Below are 21,474 nucleotides of genomic sequence, written 5' to 3'. Positions count from 1 at the left end.
GGAAAAGAAAAAACCAAACTCTTCTCCAGTGAGAGAAAAATTTGGTTTTTGACGAGAGGTTATTATTCTAGTTAAACGATTTGGCGGTCCCAGTGGCGGTGGGCCGCAACGGCTGCAACAAATTCTGTGACAAACCCGTTGATATCTTCACCTGTTACGACGCCTGGACAGTTCTTTTTATTGAAAATTTCCAGCCATTTCACACCTTCATGTGTCGCGCCGATCGCCTTAAAGTGGGAGAATGCTTCATTAACAAAGTATGCAGCATCATTTTGAAATTTTCTGCTTTGACCGCTTCCGCCCACGACATAAACTGCATCAAATAAGACGGAATCAGCCGTTAAAAAGGTATGAGCGACTTCAAGCCCGCTGCCATCTGACCCTTTTACTGTCCCGAGTTTTTCACTGATGATTTCAGGCTGAATTCCCTCTGACTTCAACGAACCGAGAACGGACACGAGATCAGTACCGTTGAAATCATTTCCGACAATAACAGCAACTTTACGCGTATTTGGCTTTTTCTTTGTATTTTCCTGGCTTAGTGCCGCAGAAGATTTTGTGACGTTTGAGCCGCCCCCTTGAGGAGGATTCACACCGATCGCTTCAGCAAATGCTGTCGCCAATTCGAGATTGACATTGGCAAACATATCGGCGACTTGCTGCCGTACGGACATGCTCTTCACTTTTCCCAGTTCAAAACTGAATGCCTCGATGATATGCTGTTTCTCAGGTTGACTCATGCTGTTCCAAAACAATGTCGCTTGCGAAAAGTGGTCTTTAAAACTATCGCTCCGGCTGCGGATTTTGCGGCCTTCCACTTTTTCCTGATAGTGTACATAACCGCCCTCTGCCTCACTTGCAGGGGCCGGTGTATTTGCTGCGAGCGAATTGTTATGATAGCTTACTTGCCCTACATTAATCGTCTGGCGCCCATATCCATCGCGCTGGTTATTATGGAACGGACAGACCGGTCTATTGATGGGCAGCTCATGAAAATTTGGACCGCCAAGGCGGATTAATTGCGTATCTGTATAGGAAAATAAACGTCCTTGCAGCAACGGATCGTTTGAAAAGTCTATGCCCGGTACAACATGGCCCGGATGGAATGCCACTTGTTCCGTTTCGGCAAACACATTATCGACATTGCGGTTCAAGGTCATTTTACCAATGATTTTTACAGGCACATCTTCTTCCGGCCAAAGTTTTGTCGGATCAAGAATATCGAAATCAAATTTGAATTCATCTTCTTCAGCAAGAAGCTGGACGCCCAGTTCAAATACAGGATAATCTCCTTTCTCAATCGATTCCCACAAATCGCGACGCTGGTAGTCAGGATCCTTTCCTGATATTTTTTGCGCTTCATCCCACACAAGTGAATGCACACCAAGGACAGGCTTCCAGTGGAATTTTACAAAATGTGCTTTCCCTTGATCATTAACAAAGCGGAAAGTGTGCACACCGAACCCTTCCATCATCCGCAAGCTTCTTGGAATTGCCCGATCCGACATATGCCACATGATCATATGGGCCGATTCCTGATTGTTGGCTACAAAATCCCAAAACGTATCGTGCGCAGATGCTGCTTGCGGCATTTCATTATGTGGTTCGGGTTTGACCGCATGAATAAGATCGGGGAATTTTATCGCATCTTGAATAAAAAAGACGGGAATATTATTTCCGACTAGATCATAGTTTCCTTCTTCAGTGTAAAACTTCGTCGCAAAACCACGCACATCCCGAACAGTCTCAGCCGACCCGCGTGAACCGGCAACAGTTGAAAATCGGACAAAGACAGGCGTTTTCACGGCTGGGTCCTGTAAAAATTTAGCCTTTGTATATTCTTTCATAGATTCATACACTTCAAACTCACCATGGGCTGCGAAACCACGCGCATGCACAATTCGCTCGGGAATCCTCTCATGGTCAAAATGGGTCATCTTTTCCCGAAAATGAAAATCCTCCATTAACGTCGGTCCTCGTTCACCCGCTTTTAACGAAAACTCATCTTCTGAAATCTTCAATCCTTGATTGGTCGTCATTTTTTGGCCTGCATCATCGACACGAAACTGCTCTAATTGCTCATTTTTTCTGTTTTCATTGTTTTTACGCCCGTCTTTCATTCAGCAATTCCTCCCTGAAAGGTATTTGGTTCGTAAACCTACTTCTATCTTCGTACCCTGCTGCAAGTTTGAGCAAACGGGACTAATGCATGACTTTTCACACATTTAATTCAAAAAAGATGAATGTGAAGATCCGTGTTTACAACGCAGAACACAGTTCCTATGAATTTTTCAACAAATTTTACATCTATTAAATAACTTCGTAAAAATATACATACGACATTAATAATGGGCGTGGCACAACTCATACAATTTATGAAAATATCCCTAAATCTTATCACCTGTATAAATACAAACAGAATTCCTATGATCTTATATATTACTTCCAGCAGGTAAAAATCCCATTATTTAGTTGCGTGTTGATAGATTGTATATTCCATAAGTTGCATTTATCATCATTAACCAAGTAATTACAGTAGATTCACAAAGCTTTAAGAATGATTTGTTAACTTTTTTATAGATTAACTTCGGAGAACCTCAGCTAAAAAGATGTTTGGAGGTATTTTGATGAAAGCTAATAATTCAGGACTTAACAGACGAGATTTTTTAAAAGTCAGTGGAATGGGCACTTTGGCCTTAACACTAAGCAGTACGGGAATATTTGCCCTCAGTAGCGCTACAAAAAGTTTTGCGGCTTCTACCAGCAAAGCAACTGATGGTTTTGGCGGTTTTGGTCCTTTAGTAAAGGACCCAAATGGCATTCTTGATCTTCCGCAGGGATTCCAATACCGTATTATTTCTCAAACCGGAAACAAAATGTCGAATGGTGATCTAGTACCTGGAAATTTAGATGGAATGGCTGCGTTTGAAGGTCCCAAAAATACAACGATTCTAGTAAGAAATCATGAACTCGGTACGAACGCGGACTACCCGGTCAATGGGAAAAACCCTTGGAGCCGGGGCGCTGCTGGCGGCACAACAGCTCTGGTAGTGGGACCGAACCGAAAAGTTATTAAAGAGTACGTAACCAATTCAGGAAATATCCGCAACTGTGCCGGTGGACCTTCAACTTGGGGTACTTGGCTGACCTGTGAAGAGACACGTGATCTTGGCCATGGCTTTGTGTTTGAAGTAAATCCCCTTGATCCTGAAAATGAAATGTCTAAAACCCCAATCCGTGACATGGGTTATTTCTCACACGAAGCGTGTGCCGTTGACCCGACCACAGGCATTTGGTATTTAACAGAAGATAACAGCCCTAGCTTTCTATATCGTTTTACACCACATGATCGCAGCCAGAAGCTTGGTTCTCTTCAAAAAGGCGGGGTGCTTGAGGCTGCGGCCATTGATGAGTTGCCTCTATCATCAGCAAGTACGTTTAGAAATGGACAAACGTTTGGAATCGTTTGGAAAGAAGTAAAGCCAGAACGGGCCAAGGAAGATGCAACAGCGAACGGCTGTATCCAGTTCAGCCGTTTAGAGGGAGCCTGGTTTTCTGCTGGTGCATTCTGGTTTGATGACACAAGTGCCGGCGATGGAAGACATGGACGTATCTATCGATATTTTCCTTCCACAAATACATTGGAGCTTTTTTATGAATCGGCTGCTTCGAATGATTTGGATATGCCTGATAATATCACGATTACGCCATGGGGGGATCTTTGGATTGCAGAGGATGGACCAGGAAATGATCGAATTGTCGGCCTGACCCCGGAAGGCAAGGTTTATCCGTTTGCAGAAAACCAGCTGAATGGTTCTGAATTTGCCGGCCCTGCCTTCTCCCCGGATGGAAAGACGCTTTTCATTAATATTCAGGATCCGGGTATTACTTTTGCGATTTGGGGACCGTTTGCGCGCAGAAATGCTGCTCGCCAGCGCGCGATGAATCATGCAGCTCCTCCTGTAAACCTTGCTCCTGCTGTTTCCGCGAAGCTTGCAGCATTTGCTGAAGACCAGGGGATGTCCATTTTAGAAGCTGCAGCACTAGAACGCCATGGTATGCCTATTAGCTAATTGTTGATATGCGTTATTCCAAGGAGGTTTAAAAGAGAAGGATGTAAGCCTCGAATAAGCGGTTTACATCCTTTTTCTTTGATTAATATCCACTAGTTAGCCTCTTCACTTTTATGATCAATTACATGATCCGGATCAACCAAGTTTGCGAAGAACCATGTAGCTCCGTCATCTATTGTGGTGAATTTCGCCAGCACTTTTCCACCAAGGTAATCTCCATTAGGCCCCTGATTGACAAGTAAAGTACCTTGGGATCCATCAAAGGTGGGCACCTGCGCAACCATAAATATCCCTTGATATTCTGCAGGGATTGGCAACACGTTGACGGTTTATAACTGGGGCGATTATATTGATGCCGAGTTAATCGATCGCTTTGAGAAAGAAACAGGCATCAAAGTAATCTATGAAACTTTCGATTCCAACGAGGCGATGATGACAAAAATCGAAGCTGCCCATCAGTTTATCAACTTCATGCTCGACCCTGAGATTGCGGCACAAAATGCCGAATATGTAAGCTATTCGACGCCGAGCAAAGAAGCTCTCAAATACTTGCCAAAAGAAATGGTCACCGATGCGCGGTTCTATCCACCGCCAGCGTTAACGAAAAAGCTGGAGGTGTACGAAAACCTCGGCAAAAAGAACCTGGCTTATTACAACCAATTATTCCTTGAATTCAAAATGCACCGTAAATAAGTTTTTCTAATAGTTTTATCAGAAGCAAAAGGGTGTCCCAACATTGGGGCACCCCTAGTTTTTTCGTAACAATCATTCGGTTTATTCAAGCCGTCCTATTTGTTCCATTTTTCAAGTAAGGGGCCACTATCCCCATACACCGGGTCGGTTTCGGGAACAGGGACATTGCGGATTTCAGCGAGCGACTGTGCACGCAGTCCGGGATCCCTTTGTCTCAAATCGTAGCCAGCCCCGGCCGGATAGGCACCAACAACTTCGAAATCGTCACTGCTCTCAATCTTCTTATGGCCTGTCCCGGCCGGAAGCACAACAACATCACCGGCGTTCAACTCCAGGCGCTCTCCTTGATCACCCCCGACAAGAATCGTTGCTTTTCCAGTTTTTACGCCCAATACTTCATGCGTATTGCTATGGTAATGATGGTAATCGTAAACACCACCTGTCCAATTGCCCGACCAATTATAACGGTTGAAAGTAGCTTCAATCCCATTCGGGTTATCACGGAAAATGCCCTCATACACAATAACAGGCAGCTCCGGGTTATTTGGAATTTCTCCATCGTCCTTCAGTATGAATGATCTTACTTGTGTTTGCATACGACTTCTCCTTTCTACTGACAAGTCTCTATCACTCATCCAATTAAGATACAACAGTCGTTGTGAATCGGCTCATAACAACCTTATAGATCGCTTGCATTAAAGGTATCTCCTCCGTCGATGCTTCCGGATTCAAACCCTTTGTAAAACCAACGCTTCCTCTGTTTGGAAGTGCCATGCGTGAAGCTCTCGGGTACAACATAGCCCTGAGACTGTTTTTGGATGCTGTCATCACCAACAGCGCTTGCTGCATTCAAAGCCTCTTCAAGGTCACCCTCCTCCAGTAAATCCATTCCCTGCGCATGATGTGCCCACACGCCAGCATAATAGTCTGCTTGCAATTCAAAGCGAACTTGATACTTATTGAACTCTGTTTCACTGAGTTGTTCACGTAGAGGCATGATCTCGTCAGTCGTTCCAAGAAGCGTCTGTACGTGGTGTCCCACTTCATGAGCAATCACATAGGCCATCGCAAAATCCCCGGGAGCATCAAATCTTTTTTGAAGTTCATCATAAAAGCTCAAATCGATGTACAGCTTCTGGTCACCCGGACAATAAAATGGCCCAACCGATGAACCAGCTGCTCCGCAGGCGGACTGGACACTGTCCGTGTACAAGACGAGGGTCGGCTCCTCGTAAACGAGGCCTTGTTGCCTGAACTGCTCGGTCCACACTTCCTCTGTATCCGCAAGAACGACAGATACGAAATCCGCAAGCTCTTCCTCCTGTTTCGTTTCCTCGTATGGGGTGGTTGTGTCTGAACCGGTTATCCCGATATTGTTCAAAATGGCTCCTGGATCACCGCCTAGCAGTGTCACAATCAAGAGGATCACGATACCGCCAATCCCGCCTCCGACAAGCGTTTTACCTCCCATGCCCCGTCGGTCTTCAACGTTTGAGCTTCCTCGTCTGCCTTTCCATCGCACATTATTCCTCTCCTGTCCATTCGTGAAGTAACTGACTGTATTATTTATAAGTTGTATACCCAAGATGAACAGATTTATTTATAATTCTTTTTAAAAACAATGCCCATCACAGAAAAGAGTGACGGGCACAATAAAAAATGATAAATATCTCAATAGACAGTGGAATGATTGTGTTTAAAGCGATTTTAATAAGTCACATCGTTTTTTATCAGCCAATAGCCCCTGCCACATTATACAAAGTGAGGTCTATATCGACCGATTGTCCGAGGGCTAATTTGGCAAGCTGGGAGCCAAGAAACGGTCCAACGGTTAATCCTGAAGCGCCGAGCCCATTCGCAAGAAGAAGGCCTTTGTAACCAGGTACTTCTCCGATAATCGGCAGAAAGTCCGGTGTGAAAGGGCGAAACCCGACACGGGATTCAACGAACGTAGCGTTGGACAACCCCGGTGCAACGGCTAAACCTTTATCGAGGACCTCATGTAAGCCGCCTGCTGTCACACGGCGATCAAACTGCATATCATCTTCATGTGTAGCCCCAATCACGACACGGCCCTCATCAAAGGCGAGAATATATTGATTATTCGGAGGCATGACGACTGGCCACTCGCCAGTTTGCGCGTCTTCGAGGTGAAGATGAACAATTTGTGCTTTTTGCGATGTGATTAACAGGTTAAGGCCGAGAGGTGCTAAAAGCTGATTCGCCCATGCACCAGCCGCCACAATCACACACTCAGCTCTGTACCGTGTATCCTCAACCTTTACGCCCGTCACTATGCTGCCTGTATGCTCCAGTTGGGCCGAGCCGTGTATAAACTTGGCACCTTGCTTTTTCGCCGCATTCACAAGAGCTTGCCGCAATGCACGTCCATCGACACGCGCCGCGCCGCTAATATAAACTGATCCGTAGTCACTGGATAAAGGCGGGAACATAGCTGTTGTTTCCATCGGTGTCAGCTGACGAATAGCGCCGATTTCAGGGGCATCTTCACGTCTGTTAGCCGCTCTCTCCTCGATATTTTTGAGCTTGCCGGCAGCCGTACCAAGACTAATCGCTCCGACTTGCTTGTAACCCGTTTTCGTTTCTTCTTCCTCTTCAAGCTGTGCAATAAGTGATGAATAATGCGCCGCTCCAGCTTTAGCGAGTGCATACCACGCCTTGTTGCGCCGCTGGGTCAACCATGGACAAATGATGCCAGCAGCTGCATCTGTCGCCTGGCCAGGATCGTGCCGGTCGACTACAGTCACGTTTCCGCCTGCTTTGGCTAAATGGTACGCTGTCGACGCACCCAAAACCCCCGCACCAATTACAATAAATTCGTTCATTTAAGCTCCTTTTTCAAGTGTTTTTATAAAATTTATTTTACAGAAGTAACTGGCGAAACTCAAAGTGGGCATAGCTGATTAGAAGAGTTGTAGTTATTTTGGCTATGAAGCTGGCGCCGCTTGTTCCAGATTGGATAGATTTAAAAAAATGCCCTGCCGGATTTAAATGATGGTCTGCTGGAATATATGCGAGTGTCAGTTTTTGAGTTCGTAAAACAGAGCAAAAGACCTGCCGGTACTTTCTCCGGCAGGCCATTTGTATCTTGATTTTGGTTATATGAATAAACAGGCATTGACGGGCATTTTTTATTCGTCCGCTTCTTCACCTGATCTGCTCGTTTGTGTCGGCAGGGTATCCCAAAAGCTTGTATCAGCTGTTTCGATTGATCCATCGGCAATAGCTTTAACCGTCGCATCCAATGTTAAGATGGTCTGCTTAATTAAGTAGCCATTGCTCTTTTGTCCAAGAGCGTAGGATTCAATGTAGTGATCAGACATCCCGCGCATTTCAAACAAAAGCGTTGCGATATCATAGCGAACAGCTGCACCATTACGGCCGATATTTTCACCGGAGCCTCCGTTATATTTGCCAATATGTCCCCAGCCCGTGTTCTCTAGCTCATGATAGACCACTGCACCAAGTTTTTTTGAGCCTTCTAAAACTTCAGGTTTTACTCTCGAATTTGTCGGATAGAGAATAGATCCCGAAACAAGCTCGCCTTCTGTTTCACTTAGTGTACCTTGATGGTGCAAATCGATCATATAATCAATGTTGTATTGTTGAAAAACATTTTCATGAAGGACCCGTACTTCCGGTTGCATTGCCGTTGTAGTTTTATCATGCTCACGGTTTAAGTCCACATTGTTCGCATTGTAGCGGGTAAGATGGCGATCACCGTCTGCATGGTATTCATCAAGGGAGAAATTCACATCGCCCATCGCGCCATCGGCATTCAGCATTGGAATGATCAGAACGTTTACATTATCGAGGACACCCTTGGTTTTATTCGTTCCCAAGTGCTTAATAAATTCAAGTGCACCTTCAGTCGTTAGCTGTTCATTCCCGTGCTGCTGAGTTAAAAAGAGAATAGTAGGATTTTCAGGATTGGAGATGTACTTCGCCATGTAAATATCACGGCCTTTCACTGTCTGCCCAATCACTTCGAGCTCCATTGCTCCTTGTTTTTCATCCTGAGTTTTGAGATAGTCAACCATGCTTGCGTACGTATGTAGAATAGAAGTCTGGATGGAACCATTGCCGGCACTTGGTCCATTGCCAACCGCGCCCGTTGGAAGTCCAATTGCAGTAACAGCACCCAATGCCATTAAGCCGGATAAAGAAACACTTAAAACCTTTTTCTTGATACTCATCGAATCCCTCCATTTAATTATTTAGACACTCTAAGTAACGTACAATACTAGTTTAATATTCATTACTGGTCGTGTTAATAGAAACGATTACCTATTGTTTTGACAAATTTCGTGTCTCGGAACTGATGCAGAAGAAGGAGTTTAAAATTTTCTTTTTTCGGGAATAGACTGATTTTTATAGAAAAATTGACATAAAAAAAAAGCACCTGACCTTCAGCGCTTTAACGCGGTCGGGGTCAGGCACCTCTCTTTTATACCATTATTTTGCAAATATCATTTGTAAACTCTACTGGATCATTGATTGGCAACCCTTCAATCAGAAGTGCCTGATTGTACAGCAAGTTTGTGTATAAATTCAATTTCTCTTTATCGGTTTCAAATGCTTCTTTTAAGGAGTTGAATACCTCATGATTTGGATTAATCTCCAACACCTTTTCCGCTTTGACATTTTGGCTATCAGGCATGGTGTTCAGTATTTTTTCCATTTCAATCGTCACTTCACCATCAGTTGATAAACACACTGGATGAGACCTCAATCTTTTGGAGACCCTGACATCCTCCACTTTCCCGGATAAAATATTTTTCATGTAGTCGAAGAGGTCTTTGTTTTCATTGTCGTCTGAGCTGGCATTATCTTGATTTTCTTCTGCTTCAATCCCTAAGTCACCGCTGGAAACAGATTTAAATTCCTTATCCTTATATGTCATCAACATTTTGATGGCAAACTCATCGATATCTTCGGTAAAGTATAGTATTTCATAGCCCTTTTCAGATACCAGCTCTGTCTGTGGCAGCTTTTCAATTCTTTCATACGATTCGCCTGAAGCATAATAAATATATTTCTGGTCCTCCGGCATTCTGGAAACATACTCATCCAGCGTGACCAGCTTCTTCTCTTTCGATGAGTAAAACATTAACAGGTCCTGCAAATCTTCTTTGTTGGCTCCGAAATCACTATAAACCCCGTATTTTAACTGCCGGCCAAATGATTTATAAAATTCATCATACTTCTCTCTATCATTCTTCAATAAGCTTTGCAGTTCGCTTTTGATTTTCTTGTTGATATTTTTTGCGATCAGCTTCAATTGACGATCCTGCTGCAGCATCTCTCTCGATATGTTAAGGGATAAATCTTCAGAATCAACCATTCCTTTAACGAAGCTAAAATAATCAGGAAGCAAGTCGCCGCACTTGTTCATGATCAACACACCGTTAGAATATAATTCGACACCCTTTTCATATTCCTTTGAATAGTAGTCAAACGGTATTTTTTCCGGAATATATAATATCGCATTATACCTGACGGCACCATCGACATTGATATGGATGTGCTTGATCGGCTTGTCAAACCCGTAATGTTTTTCCGTATAAAAATTCTCATAATCTTCAGGAGTAAGCTCAGTTTTATTCTTTCTCCAAATCGGAACCATGCTGTTGATAACCTGTTCTTCTGTATAATCTTCTAATTCAGTCTCGCTGCCCTTTTTCGGCCTCTTACCAGTAACATCCATTTTGATTGGATAGCGAATAAAGTCAGAGTATTTTTTGATGGTCTGTCTTAATTGATACTCTTCTAAGTACTGATCATAATTCTCTTCTTCTGTGTTCGCTTTGATTTCCAGAATAATCTCAGTGCCAATGGACTGTTTTTCATTTGGAACGATCGTGTATCCATCTGTACCTTTAGATTCCCACTTGTAAGCTTCATCGCTGCCTAAAGCCTTACTGATAACAGTAACCACATCAGCAACCATGAAAGCCGCATAAAACCCGACACCAAATTGGCCAATGATATTATGCCCATCTTTCGCTTCGTTTTCATTTTTAAATGCTAAAGAGCCACTCCTGGCAATGGTTCCAAGGTTGTTCTCCAGTTCTTCTTTTGTCATTCCAATACCAGTATCGATGATTGTTAGGGTTCTATTTGCTTTATCTGGTATGACTTGTATGTAATAGCTGTCTTTATTAAAACTTAAAGTATCATCGGTTAAGGCTTTGTAATAGATTTTATCGATTGCATCACTGGCATTGGAAATTAACTCTCGTAAAAAAACCTCCCGCTGAGAATAAATAGAGTTAATCATCATTTCTAATAGTCTTTTAGATTCTGCTTTAAACTGCTTTTTTGCCATTAAAGTTTCTCCTTTCAATATGTATAGTGCCATTTAATGATTATAAAGAAGTCTGCAAAAATAGGAATTTACATTATTAGCACTCTATCTCCTTAAGTGCTAACCACTATTTAAATAACATACACTGTAGCTTGTGTCAATATTTAGTTGTTTCGAGTCGATTTTCTTTTTTTCTTTTTTTGGTTGCTCTACTTATGAATAACGATAAGTTATTTAGGTAAAATAATCCTAACAAATTTAACTTACAGGAGGTAACCACATTGTCATTGACCCCTTTTGAACCATTTCGCCATCTTGAAAACGTTAGAAGAGAGTTAGACCGTTTTTTCACTTCTGATTTTCCTACGATAAGAACTGGATTTGGCCAGAATTTTGGCTCGCCAAACATTGATATTCATGAAACAGAAAATGAAGTTGTAGCCACTTGTGATATTCCAGGCTTGGAAAAGAAGGAAGATGTGAATATCAACATTGACAATAACATGCTTACGATTAGCGGGACTGTTCACAGAGTGAATGAGTTAAAAGAAGAAAATATGCACAGAAGAGAACGCTTTGTTGGCCGTTTTCAACGTTCTGTTACCTTGCCAAGCCCCGTTTCTGAAGACGGTGTGAGAGCGACATATAGAAATGGCGTTCTGGAAATCCATATGCCGAAGTTGCAGGCTGATAACAGGAGAAGAATTGATGTTGAGTTTCATTAATGAATAATATGGTTAGTGCGTTTGTTACCTGATAAAAAAATACTTATCCTTCATTGGGTAAGGATTTTTTTACAACTAAACGCAATCTTACACGCCATAAACAATGACAGAATTCCCCAGTCACCTTAGGATTCGAAAAAAATTTTTATACGGTTCTGTTCCATGTCTATCGCTACACTCCCAAATTTACCTCAATGAATATAGCCAGCAAAATTATTTTAAAAAAAATTAGGAATTTTGTCCCTATATTCCGAAATTGATAACCGATACAAGAACCGCTCCTGAAAATATAGAAGTAATACGAGATCAAACGCCTCACCACTCTGTTTGGCCACATTTTTTAATCGTTCCGCAACAGAAGCAGGAATACTTTTTATCTCACTCATCACAAAAGCACCTCTAGATACTTTAGAAGAACCGTTTTGATTCGCAGTTTTTCTGCACAGTCGACAAGTTTTGTTAGGTTCTTTTCTGGTCTTTGTAGGTAATTTCGTAAACCTTCCTTCATGATATCAATACCGATTTTCTTCCGATAACGGATAATGTCACAAATCGTTTTTTCTCGATTATATATTTTGACTTTATTCCCATCTATCTCGATCTCATCAATCCCATATTGATATTGTGTTTCAGAAAAATAAATTATCTTAATTGGTGGATAGTTTGGCAAAGTCGGCTTTTTAGCCCCTCTGTAAATGGCAACCTGATATTCCCACGGATTGTATGTAGTTAAATCATGGTAAGCTAGCGCGGAGAGAAGGCATATTACACCTTTAGGAATTATTTTTGAGACCTCTACAATTTCATCTTGCTGCTCTCCCTCATATTTTGAGTGCCGATACAGTCCTTGCTTTATCCGATTGATGTCTCCTTGAGTTTCCAGCTTGCGAATATAATAATTGCTAATACCTTCGTTGATAAAATCCTTCGTTTTTGCGAACCCTTTTTGCCGTTCAAAGATATTTTCGATTTTTTCTTGAATTTGCCCATTCATTTAACTCATCCCTTTACAAAATGGTCTGCAGTTAGGCATAAAAGCAAACCTTTTTTTACATATTCTTTGTCTTTAACAAAATCTCCTTCTTATTATTTACAAAAAAGTCTGCAGTTAGACGTAACTGAAGTAATTATAGTAAATGATAAGCCCTTAGATTTGTATCAAACAACTATCCTTATAGAGGGACGTTGTATACACCGGTAAAAAGTTATCGTGTAAAATGAAGATTGGCAGTTAAACTCATGCTGATTGCCATTTTTCAAGGGTATTTTTGCTTAAAACTGCGTCCTTAATAACAATAATGACCAGTCCCACCATTTATACGGCTGCACTGGTCATTAAGGCATATTTAATTTTTATCTCTGCGATACAGATCCCGGCTCTTGTAACCCGATCCAAGAATCATTTTCATTTCCTCGCGTCTTTTTGCTTTTGTCGCCTCTTGTTTAGCACTATACACATAACGAGCCCAATCTTTACGGTACCCTGGGGTTAATGCTTGATAGAACGCAAGTAAATCTGGAGTATCTTGCAGATCTTTTTCCACTTGCGGAATTAACGCTATATAGTCATCTACGCATTGACTTGCTTTTGTAGATGTTTGATTTCTGTTTCGAGCATCTTCTTTTAGACCGACAACAGTAAAGACATCATCCAATCCTACCATCCGCGCAAATTTAATATTACTTGTCCCAACATAACCATTCTCATCTGCACCTAACCCATCTAATAGCTCATCGCGATGAATAAACGTTGGATATACTTTATTCCCTTTTTTTGGATAAGCCAAAAAGATATAGCCGTTTTTATTTAGATAATTCTTTTCGATAACCTTGTTTACGAGTCCTTTTAAAGACTCCATATCCAACACAAAAGCAAAAATAAGATCATATGCACTATCGGTTAGCTCTGTATCATAATCTGCTAACTCCGCTAAATAATCTGCTCCATCAGGCAAATTCAATACCGCTACTTTGTTATATTTTTGTAAGTTTAGTTTCTCTACTATTGTTTTAGCCATCTTTATCCACCTGTTAAATTTAGTATATTACTTCTCCAGTGTAAAAGTTCCCCTTTTAGATAGCAACTTTTTGAGTGTTGAAAATACAGCACGTTTATAACTCAAATTATTGTCATATCACGGTTCTCAGTACAGATCAAAATGAGAAAAGCGTATAAATCCGCTAAGCTTATGATATTTTGTTTGATTAAAACTCTAAAGAAGGCAAAAATAAAGCGCTTGCATAAATTAAAATTTAGGTTATAATACTTGTATACAAGTATACTTAAAAAGTAAGAGGGTGAGTTTATGGCCGAAACAAGGGAATTTTTATATCCCTCAAAATGGCTCACAAGAGCTTCGGCAGGTGATCGTGTAGCATGCGAGCTTAGGATGCGTATTATCGCCGGCATAATTGAAAGCGGTACCATCCTATCGGAAAATAAAATAGCTGCAGACTTTTCGGTGAGCCGGTCTCCCGTTCGTGAAGCTTTAAAAATACTTGCGTCGGAAAATATCATTCGATTAGAAAGAATGGGTGCAGTTGTCATTGGTTTAACAGAAAAAGAAATAGAAGAAATTTACGATGTTCGTTTACTCATAGAATCGTTTGTATTTGAACGACTTGTAAGGATAGACACTCATGATTTAGTGATGGAACTAAGTAAAATACTTGAAATGATGAAAGTTGCCATAAGATATGGAGATGCTGATGAATTTTCATATCAAGATGTCTTATTCCATGAAACGATTATTCGTGCGATTAATCATTCCTACATGCTTATGATCTGGAATAATTTAAAACCCGTTATGGAGAGTTTCATTCTTTTATCGATGCGTATACGTTTTAAGGAAAAATACGATGACTTTACAAGAATTTTGGAAAATCATCAGCTTTATATTGAAGCAATAAAAACAAAAGATAGAGCCCTGATGATTAAGTCCTTACATCAAAACTTTGATGATGTTCAAGGTAAAGTAGAATACCTATGGATGTCACAACAACTGCTAGCTAAAGGGGTAGAGCAAGAAAATGACTAGTTATATGTTAGGTATAGACATCGGTACGACAAGTACGAAGGCTGTTTTATTTAGTGAAAAAGGAGAAGTCATTCAACAAGAAAATATTGGTTACCCGCTTTACACACCGGATATATCGACAGCTGAACAAAACCCGGAAGAGATTTTTCAGGCTGTCATACAAGCCACTTCTAATATAATGAAACATCATTCGCAAAAAAAGCTATCGTTTGTTTCATTTAGTAGTGCCATGCATAGTGTTATTGTCATTGATGATAATGACCAACCGCTTACGCCATGTATTACTTGGGCAGATAATCGAAGTGAAGCTTGGGCACATAAAATAAAAGATGAATTGAATGGACATGAAGTCTATCGACGAACAGGAACACCCATTCACCCTATGTCACCTTTAAGCAAAATCGCCTGGATTATGAATGAGCGTCCTGAAATCGCTGCCAACGCTAAAAAATACATCGGGATCAAGGAATATATCTTTAAAAAGTTGTTTGATCAATACGTTGTCGATTATTCCTTAGCTTCAGCCATGGGCATGATGAATCTTAAAAACTTGGATTGGGATGAAGAAGCATTAAAAATTGCAGGTGTTACACCTGATCAATTAGCTGAACTCGTACCAACAACCAAGATATTTAACAACTGTCAGCCAGATTTAGCGAAACAGATGGGAATTGATCCAAAAACGCCCTTTGTCATTGGCGCAAGCGATGGAGTGCTATCCAACCTGGGTGTAAATGCCATTAAAAAGGGCGAGATTGCAGTCACAATTGGGACTAGCGGTGCCATTCGAACCATTATTGACCAGCCGCAAACAGATGAAAAGGGACGAATATTTTGCTATGCCTTAACGGAAAAACATTGGGTAATTGGTGGGCCAGTAAACAATGGCGGGATGGTCCTTCGCTGGATTAGGGATGAATTTGCCTCTTCAGAAATAGAAACAGCGAAGAGACTGGGCATTGATCCATACGAAGTATTAACCAAGATTGCTGAACGCGTAAGGCCAGGTGCTGATGGATTGTTATTCCATCCATACCTCGCAGGTGAACGTGCTCCCTTATGGAATCCAGACGTGCGTGGCTCATTTTTCGGTCTAACAATGTCGCATAAGAAAGAACATATGATTCGAGCGGCATTAGAAGGAGTCATTTACAATTTATACACTGTATTTTTAGCTTTAACTGAATGCATGGACGGTCCTGTAACCCGAATTCAAGCAACTGGAGGCTTTGCAAGGTCGGATGTTTGGCGTCAAATGATGTCCGATATATTCGAATCCGAAGTTGTAGTCCCAGAAAGCTACGAAAGTTCTTGTCTGGGTGCCTGTATTTTAGGCCTATATGCCACAGGAAAAATTGATTCTTTTGATGTAGTTTCTGAAATGATTGGCAGCACCTACAGACATACACCAAAAGAAGACTCAGCTAAGGAGTATAGGCAGTTAATGCCAATCTTTATTAACTTATCCAGAGCATTAGAAGATGATTATACACGGATTGCAAATTATCAAAGAAGCTTAATAAACACAAATAAATAATTATTTGGAGGAATTATAATGCCATTAATCATTGTAGCAGTTGGAATTTTAGCATTACTACTATTAATTATGGGCTTAAAATTAAACACTTTTATTTCATTAATTATTGTATCGTTCGGCGTCGCTTTAGCACTCGGGATGCCGCTAGAGGAAATTGTCAAAACAATTGAAGCAGGATTAGGCGGGACACTCGGTCATTTAGCATTAATTTTCGGACTCGGAGCAATGTTGGGCAGGCTGATCGCAGATTCAGGGGGAGCTCAACGAATTGCGATGACCCTCGTCAACAAATTCGGTGAAAAAAATATTCAGTGGGCAGTCGTTGTTGCCTCATTCATTATCGGTGTTGCTTTATTCTTTGAAGTAGGATTAGTTTTATTAATTCCAATCGTATTTGCTATCTCAAAAGAATTAAAAATTTCTATCTTGTTCCTCGGTATTCCGATGGCAGCAGCTTTATCCGTTACACACGGTTTCTTGCCGCCACATCCAGGGCCGACAGTTATTGCTGGTGAGTATGGCGCTAACATTGGTGAAGTTTTACTTTACGGTTTTATTATCGCCATTCCAACAGTGCTTTTAGCTGGACCTTTGTTTACTAAACTAGCAAAAAAACTCGTACCTGAATCATTTACGAAAACCGGTAATATTGCGTCATTAGGTGAACAAAAAGCGTTTAAACTTGAAGACACACCTGGTTTTGGAATCAGTGTATTTACAGCAATGCTTCCAGTTATTTTAATGTCAATCGCAACGATTATTACTTTACTGCAAAAAACACTGGGATTTGAGGATAATAGTTTATTGGCAAGTATCCGTTTTATTGGTGATGCATCTACTTCCATGTTGATTTCCTTATTAGTTGCAGTATATACGATGGGACTGGCCAGAAAAATTCCAATCAAAACAGTGATGGCCTCTTGTACAACAGCGATTACCCACATTGGAATGATGCTCTTGATCATTGGGGGCGGCGGTGCCTTCAAACAAGTATTAATAAATGGCGGTGTAGGCGACTACGTAGCAGACTTATTCAAAGGAACTTCATTATCACCCATCTTACTTGCCTGGATTATCGCAGCGATTTTACGTATTTCCTTAGGGTCTGCAACCGTTGCTGCATTAACAACTGCTGGTTTAGTGATTCCAATGTTAGGTCAATCTGATGTTAACCTCGCTTTAGTCGTGCTTGCAACTGGAGCTGGTAGTTTAATAGCTTCTCACGTGAACGATGCTGGTTTCTGGATGTTCAAAGAGTATTTTGGTTTAAGCATGAAAGAAACATTTGCGACATGGACATTGCTTGAGACCATTATTTCGGTAGCTGGATTAGGATTTGTTCTATTATTAAGTTTAGTTGTATAAGCCGGTTCGTTTCATGATAGGAATTAATCACCGGCATGCAGGAGCCTGATTAATTTCTCCAGGGGTAAATGCCCAAGGAAAAAATCTGGTTATTCCGGGCAGTAAATTCCCACTTATCCTCTTAGTATCTTCTAAGCTTAAGTGAGGTCTTTACTGCCTCTTAATTTGAGATAAAGGAGCAGGTCACAATGTTCAATACAATTGGTGTCATTGGATTAGGGGTAATGGGCAGCAATATCGCCTTAAACATGGCTAGTGAGGGCGATCAAATTGCTGTCTATAATTACACGAGCGATTTAACCGATCAACTTGTACAAAAAAGTAAAGGGCAACCTATCAATCCGTACTATGACATTCAAGATTTTGTTGAGTCCTTAAAAACTCCAAGAAAGATCTTTTTGATGGTGACAGCAGGCAAACCGATAGATTCCGTGATAGATTCATTAGTCCCCTTTCTTGAGGCAGGCGATATAATCATGGATGGTGGTAACTCCCATTACGAAGATACGGAACGTAGATATAGTGAATTGATAGCTAAAGGAATTGGTTATTTAGGAATCGGTATTTCTGGTGGCGAAGTTGGGGCTTTAAATGGCCCATCCATCATGCCAGGCGGAGATAAAGATGTGTATGAAAAAGTAGCCCCCTTTCTTACCAAAATAGCAGATCAAGTAGGAGATACCCCTTGCTGTGTGTACATTGGTCCAAAAGGTGCGGGTCACTTTGTTAAAATGGTTCATAACGGAATTGAGTATGCAGATATGCAGCTGATCACAGAGGCCTATACTTTTTTGAGGGAAAAGTTACTTTTACCTATCGATGAAATTGCTGACATCTTTGCAACATGGAATCAAGGAGAGCTGAAAAGTTATTTAATCGAAATCACTGCAGAGATCCTGAGGAAAAAGGATGAACGAACGGGATTATCACTTATAGATGTTATTCTTGATAAAGTAGGACAAAAAGGCACCGGTAAATGGACAAGTATTCAAGCCATTGATAACGGAATCCCATCATCCATTATTACAGAATCTTTGTTTGCCCGTTATATTTCTTCTATCAAAGAGGAACGGGTTATTGCCGAAACGATTCTGGAAGGTCCATCAATGGAACAACAAAATTTAGATAAAGACTTGTGGATTGAGTACGTGCGACAAGCATTGTACATGGGGAAGGTTTGTGCTTACGCGCAAGGATTCAGTCAATATAAAATGTCTTCAGACCTTTATGACTGGAATTTGCCTCTAAAGGATATGGCCCTGATTTTCCGTGGTGGCTGCATCATTCGCGCAGAATTTTTAAATGTAATAAGTGAAGCATTTGAAGCAGAAGCGAACCTATCCAATTTGCTGATCGCTCCCTATTTTGCAGAAAAGGTTAAAGAATACCAATTTGCATTAAGAAAAGTGGTCTGTGAGGGAATAAACTCCGGTATCTCGCTCCCTTGCTTAAGTACTTCACTTTCGTATTACGATAGTTACCGGACAGGCCGTTCAAATGCCAACCTTTTGCAAGCACAACGTGATTATTTTGGTGCCCATACGTATGAACGAACTGATATGGCTGGAGTCTTTCACACAGACTGGCAGTGATCGACAGAACATTTCTTCTGACGATTACTTTTTCGGAAAGACGGTTCCCCCCTCATTTTATAAAGGCGGGACATTTTGAATCTATGAATTCAAGTAAGGTGACCTAAGGAATGGCTTTGTAAGGTAAATAAGGTTAAAGTACAGATTGTGCTTGGGCAGAGTTTGACTTTATTTCAAGCTCTGTTTTATTTTAGTGTCTTGGGTTACTAAACTCTGGTGTTACAGTTTATTCAAAAGAAATTTTTTATCATGCTGGCAATGAGTAATGTTGAAGTGCGTATGACTTATATCAATAATTCTAGAATTATTAGATACTTCGTATAATTCCATTTAATTGGGGTCAAAAAAGCTCCTGATGCGTTACTTGAAGAACGAAGTTAAAAAAGCAAGTATATAAGACCCACTTTCTTTTTGGCTAGAAAATCAATACGATAATTGCACAGAGGCTTTTAATTTAGTTATGCAACATATAGAAGGGAGACTCCTCCTACCTGCTAGATTTATAGGAAAATCTCGTGTGTATTATTTTTTGTCCTTATGTATGATAATACTCCACCCGGCAGTTGCGTCCTCTAATAATGATTATTCTACAAAGCAGTTGAAACATGAATCCAAACTGAAATGTTAACGGAATATTCACATATCTCTAGTGTGATTTTTTATAAAATAAGTTTAGAGATTAAGAAAGGAAGTGGCTTATGTTACTTAAAGGTCGATCTGAATCGGATGAATTAAAGGCTACACGCTATTTAAACACACGAATGGAGTTGACTAATAAGGAAAAGTTTCACTATGCAAACCTGGAAAAAGGCTATGAAGGGGAGGTAAGATTTGACCTGCAGGCAGAGATTCTCGAAGAAGAAAGATATATCATAAATGACTTGCTGCTTGAAGTAAATAACTCTTATTTTCAAATTGATACATTAATCATATCGCAGGGAGTTATTCACCTTTTGGATATAAAAAATTATCAAGGTGATTGTTACTTGGAAGCGGACAAACTTTATTCCGTGACAACCGCTCGTGAATATAAGAATCCTGTAGACCAGTTGAAAAGGAGTGCGACTCTTTTCCGTCAGCTGCTCCAAAACCTCAAGCAAAATTACCTTGTTGAAGCCCCCGTTATCTTTATTAACCCTGAATTCACTTTATTTCAAGCCCCAATGGACCAACCCATTATTTTACCAACCCAGGTAAATCGTTTTTTGAAAGATTTAAATCAAACTCCGTCTAAGTTGAATGATGGGCACAAGAAACTAGCCCAAACATTAATTTCACTACACCAAACTAAAAATCCATTTACGCAATTGCCTAAATATAATTATGAACAGCTACAAAAGGGAATGTATTGTAAAACTTGCAAGTCCTTTCTGGTTTCTATAAAAAATAATGACTTTGTGTGCAGAAAGTGTGGAGGACATGAAAATATCCAACTAGCTATTTTGCGGAATGTGAAGGAATTTCAGCTGCTATTTCCTGATCGGAAGATTACTACTCGGAGCATCTATGAGTGGTGCAAGGTGGGTTTAAATAAAAGGACATTTTGCAGGGTTTTAAAGAAAAACTATACTTCATTTGGAAGTACAAGCGATACTTATTATGTATAAATATATTAATAACCTTTTTGGCTTGAAAGTTGTATGAACCAGCTCTAATCCTAATGCATTCAGACTAGCTTAAGCTTGCTACGCCTTCCCCTGTCCGAAAGAGACACGCATTGTGACTCGCTTTCGCTTTTTTGGACTTGCCTTGTCCGAATCAGACTTGCGTTCAGACTGGCTTAACCTTTTTTATCCTTCCCTTGTCCGAACTACACTCGCCTTCAGACTCGCTTTCGCTTTTTTGGACTTGCCTTGTCCGAATCAGACTTGCGTTCAGACTGGCTTAACCTTTTTTATCCTTCCCTTGTCCGAACTACACTCGCCTTCAGACTCGCTTTCGCTTGTTTTAGCCTTGCCCTGTCCGAATAGATCCGGCTTTCAGACTGGCTTAACCTTTTTTATCCTTCCCTTGTCCGAACTACACCCGCCTTCAGACTCGCTTTCGCTTTTTTGGACTTGCCTTGTCCGAATCAGACTTGCGTTCAGACTGGCTTAACCTTTTTTATCCTTCCCTTGTCCGAA

15 protein-coding genes and 1 pseudogene are annotated in these 21,474 nt (G+C 40.9%); 8 read left to right on the top strand and 8 right to left on the bottom strand.

Going from position 1 to position 21,474, the window contains the following annotated elements:
- Positions 1-71 precede the first annotated feature (71 nt).
- Entirely contained in the window at positions 72-2,120 is a 2,049-nt protein-coding gene (locus CU635_RS19510; protein WP_101579054.1) for a catalase, read from the bottom strand.
- A gap of 507 nt (positions 2,121-2,627) precedes the next feature.
- On the opposite strand from CU635_RS19510, the gene CU635_RS19505 reads away from it, so the two are divergent.
- Positions 2,628-4,073 carry an alkaline phosphatase PhoX gene (locus CU635_RS19505; RefSeq protein WP_101579053.1) on the top strand — a complete coding sequence of 482 codons (1,446 nt, stop codon included), beginning with the start codon at positions 2,628-2,630 and terminating at the stop codon, positions 4,071-4,073.
- Between the two features lie 312 nt (positions 4,074-4,385).
- Positions 4,386-4,766: pseudogene (locus CU635_RS23955) on the top strand (hypothetical protein); the annotation flags it as partial.
- A gap of 95 nt (positions 4,767-4,861) precedes the next feature.
- Here the strand turns inward: CU635_RS23955 and CU635_RS19490 are convergent.
- From CU635_RS19490 to htpG, 5 genes are all read right to left on the bottom strand, one after another.
- On the bottom strand, positions 4,862-5,362 hold the full coding sequence (locus CU635_RS19490) for a cupin domain-containing protein (RefSeq protein WP_101579051.1): 501 nt from the start codon (positions 5,360-5,362) through the stop codon (positions 4,862-4,864).
- 83 nt (positions 5,363-5,445) lie between these two features.
- Positions 5,446-6,288: a KPN_02809 family neutral zinc metallopeptidase gene (gene ypfJ, locus CU635_RS19485; protein ID WP_101579050.1), complete on the bottom strand. Its 843-nt coding sequence runs from the start codon at positions 6,286-6,288 to the stop codon at positions 5,446-5,448.
- A 208-nt stretch (positions 6,289-6,496) separates the two neighbouring features.
- A complete protein-coding gene (locus CU635_RS19480; RefSeq protein WP_101579049.1) occupies positions 6,497-7,612 on the bottom strand; it encodes an NAD(P)/FAD-dependent oxidoreductase in 1,116 nt (371 codons plus the stop codon).
- A 306-nt stretch (positions 7,613-7,918) separates the two neighbouring features.
- On the bottom strand, positions 7,919-8,983 hold the full coding sequence (locus CU635_RS19475; RefSeq protein WP_101579048.1) for a M14 family zinc carboxypeptidase: 1,065 nt from the start codon (positions 8,981-8,983) through the stop codon (positions 7,919-7,921).
- A gap of 251 nt (positions 8,984-9,234) precedes the next feature.
- A complete protein-coding gene (gene htpG, locus CU635_RS19470) occupies positions 9,235-11,115 on the bottom strand; it encodes a molecular chaperone HtpG (RefSeq protein ID WP_101579047.1) in 1,881 nt (626 codons plus the stop codon).
- A 260-nt stretch (positions 11,116-11,375) separates the two neighbouring features.
- Between htpG and CU635_RS19465 the strand changes: the two genes are divergently transcribed.
- Positions 11,376-11,819, top strand: a complete 444-nt coding sequence (locus tag CU635_RS19465; RefSeq protein WP_101579046.1) for an Hsp20/alpha crystallin family protein — start codon at positions 11,376-11,378, stop codon at positions 11,817-11,819.
- Positions 11,820-12,204: 385 nt separating this feature from the next.
- Here the strand turns inward: CU635_RS19465 and CU635_RS19455 are convergent, their stop codons facing one another.
- Together CU635_RS19455 and CU635_RS19450 are read right to left on the bottom strand one after the other, a co-directional pair.
- Complete coding sequence (locus tag CU635_RS19455; RefSeq protein ID WP_101579044.1) at positions 12,205-12,813, bottom strand: type IV toxin-antitoxin system AbiEi family antitoxin domain-containing protein; 609 nt, start codon at positions 12,811-12,813, stop codon at positions 12,205-12,207.
- A 352-nt stretch (positions 12,814-13,165) separates the two neighbouring features.
- Positions 13,166-13,837, bottom strand: a complete 672-nt coding sequence (locus CU635_RS19450; protein WP_101579043.1) for a YdeI/OmpD-associated family protein — start codon at positions 13,835-13,837, stop codon at positions 13,166-13,168.
- Between the two features lie 288 nt (positions 13,838-14,125).
- Between CU635_RS19450 and CU635_RS19445 the strand changes: the two genes are divergently transcribed.
- The 5 genes from CU635_RS19445 (at position 14,126) to CU635_RS19425 (ending at position 20,958) form a co-directional block, all read left to right on the top strand.
- Entirely contained in the window at positions 14,126-14,857 is a 732-nt protein-coding gene (locus CU635_RS19445) for a GntR family transcriptional regulator (RefSeq protein WP_101579042.1), read from the top strand.
- The gene (gene gntK / locus CU635_RS19440) at positions 14,850-16,394 is read left to right on the top strand and encodes a gluconokinase (protein ID WP_101579041.1); all 1,545 of its coding nucleotides are present in this window, start codon (positions 14,850-14,852) and stop codon (positions 16,392-16,394) included. The genes CU635_RS19445 and gntK overlap by 8 nt, the downstream gene beginning before the upstream one ends.
- Positions 16,395-16,412: 18 nt before the next feature.
- On the top strand, positions 16,413-17,759 hold the full coding sequence (locus tag CU635_RS19435; protein ID WP_101579040.1) for a GntP family permease: 1,347 nt from the start codon (positions 16,413-16,415) through the stop codon (positions 17,757-17,759).
- Positions 17,760-17,947: 188 nt separating this feature from the next.
- Positions 17,948-19,351, top strand: coding sequence for a decarboxylating NADP(+)-dependent phosphogluconate dehydrogenase (gnd, locus tag CU635_RS19430; RefSeq protein WP_101579039.1), 1,404 nt, complete (start codon positions 17,948-17,950; stop codon positions 19,349-19,351).
- A gap of 698 nt (positions 19,352-20,049) precedes the next feature.
- Positions 20,050-20,958 (top strand): nuclease-related domain-containing protein, encoded by a 909-nt coding sequence (locus CU635_RS19425; RefSeq protein WP_101579038.1) that lies wholly within the window; start codon positions 20,050-20,052, stop codon positions 20,956-20,958.
- The last annotated feature ends 516 nt before the right edge of the window (positions 20,959-21,474 follow it).

Source organism: Bacillus canaveralius (genome assembly GCF_002860125.1).
Classification (GTDB): Bacteria; Bacillota; Bacilli; order Bacillales; family Cytobacillaceae; genus Bacillus_BJ; species Bacillus_BJ canaveralius.
The sequence above is the reverse complement of the archived record's forward strand: the minus strand, read 5'-3'. Positions and strand labels throughout refer to the sequence as shown.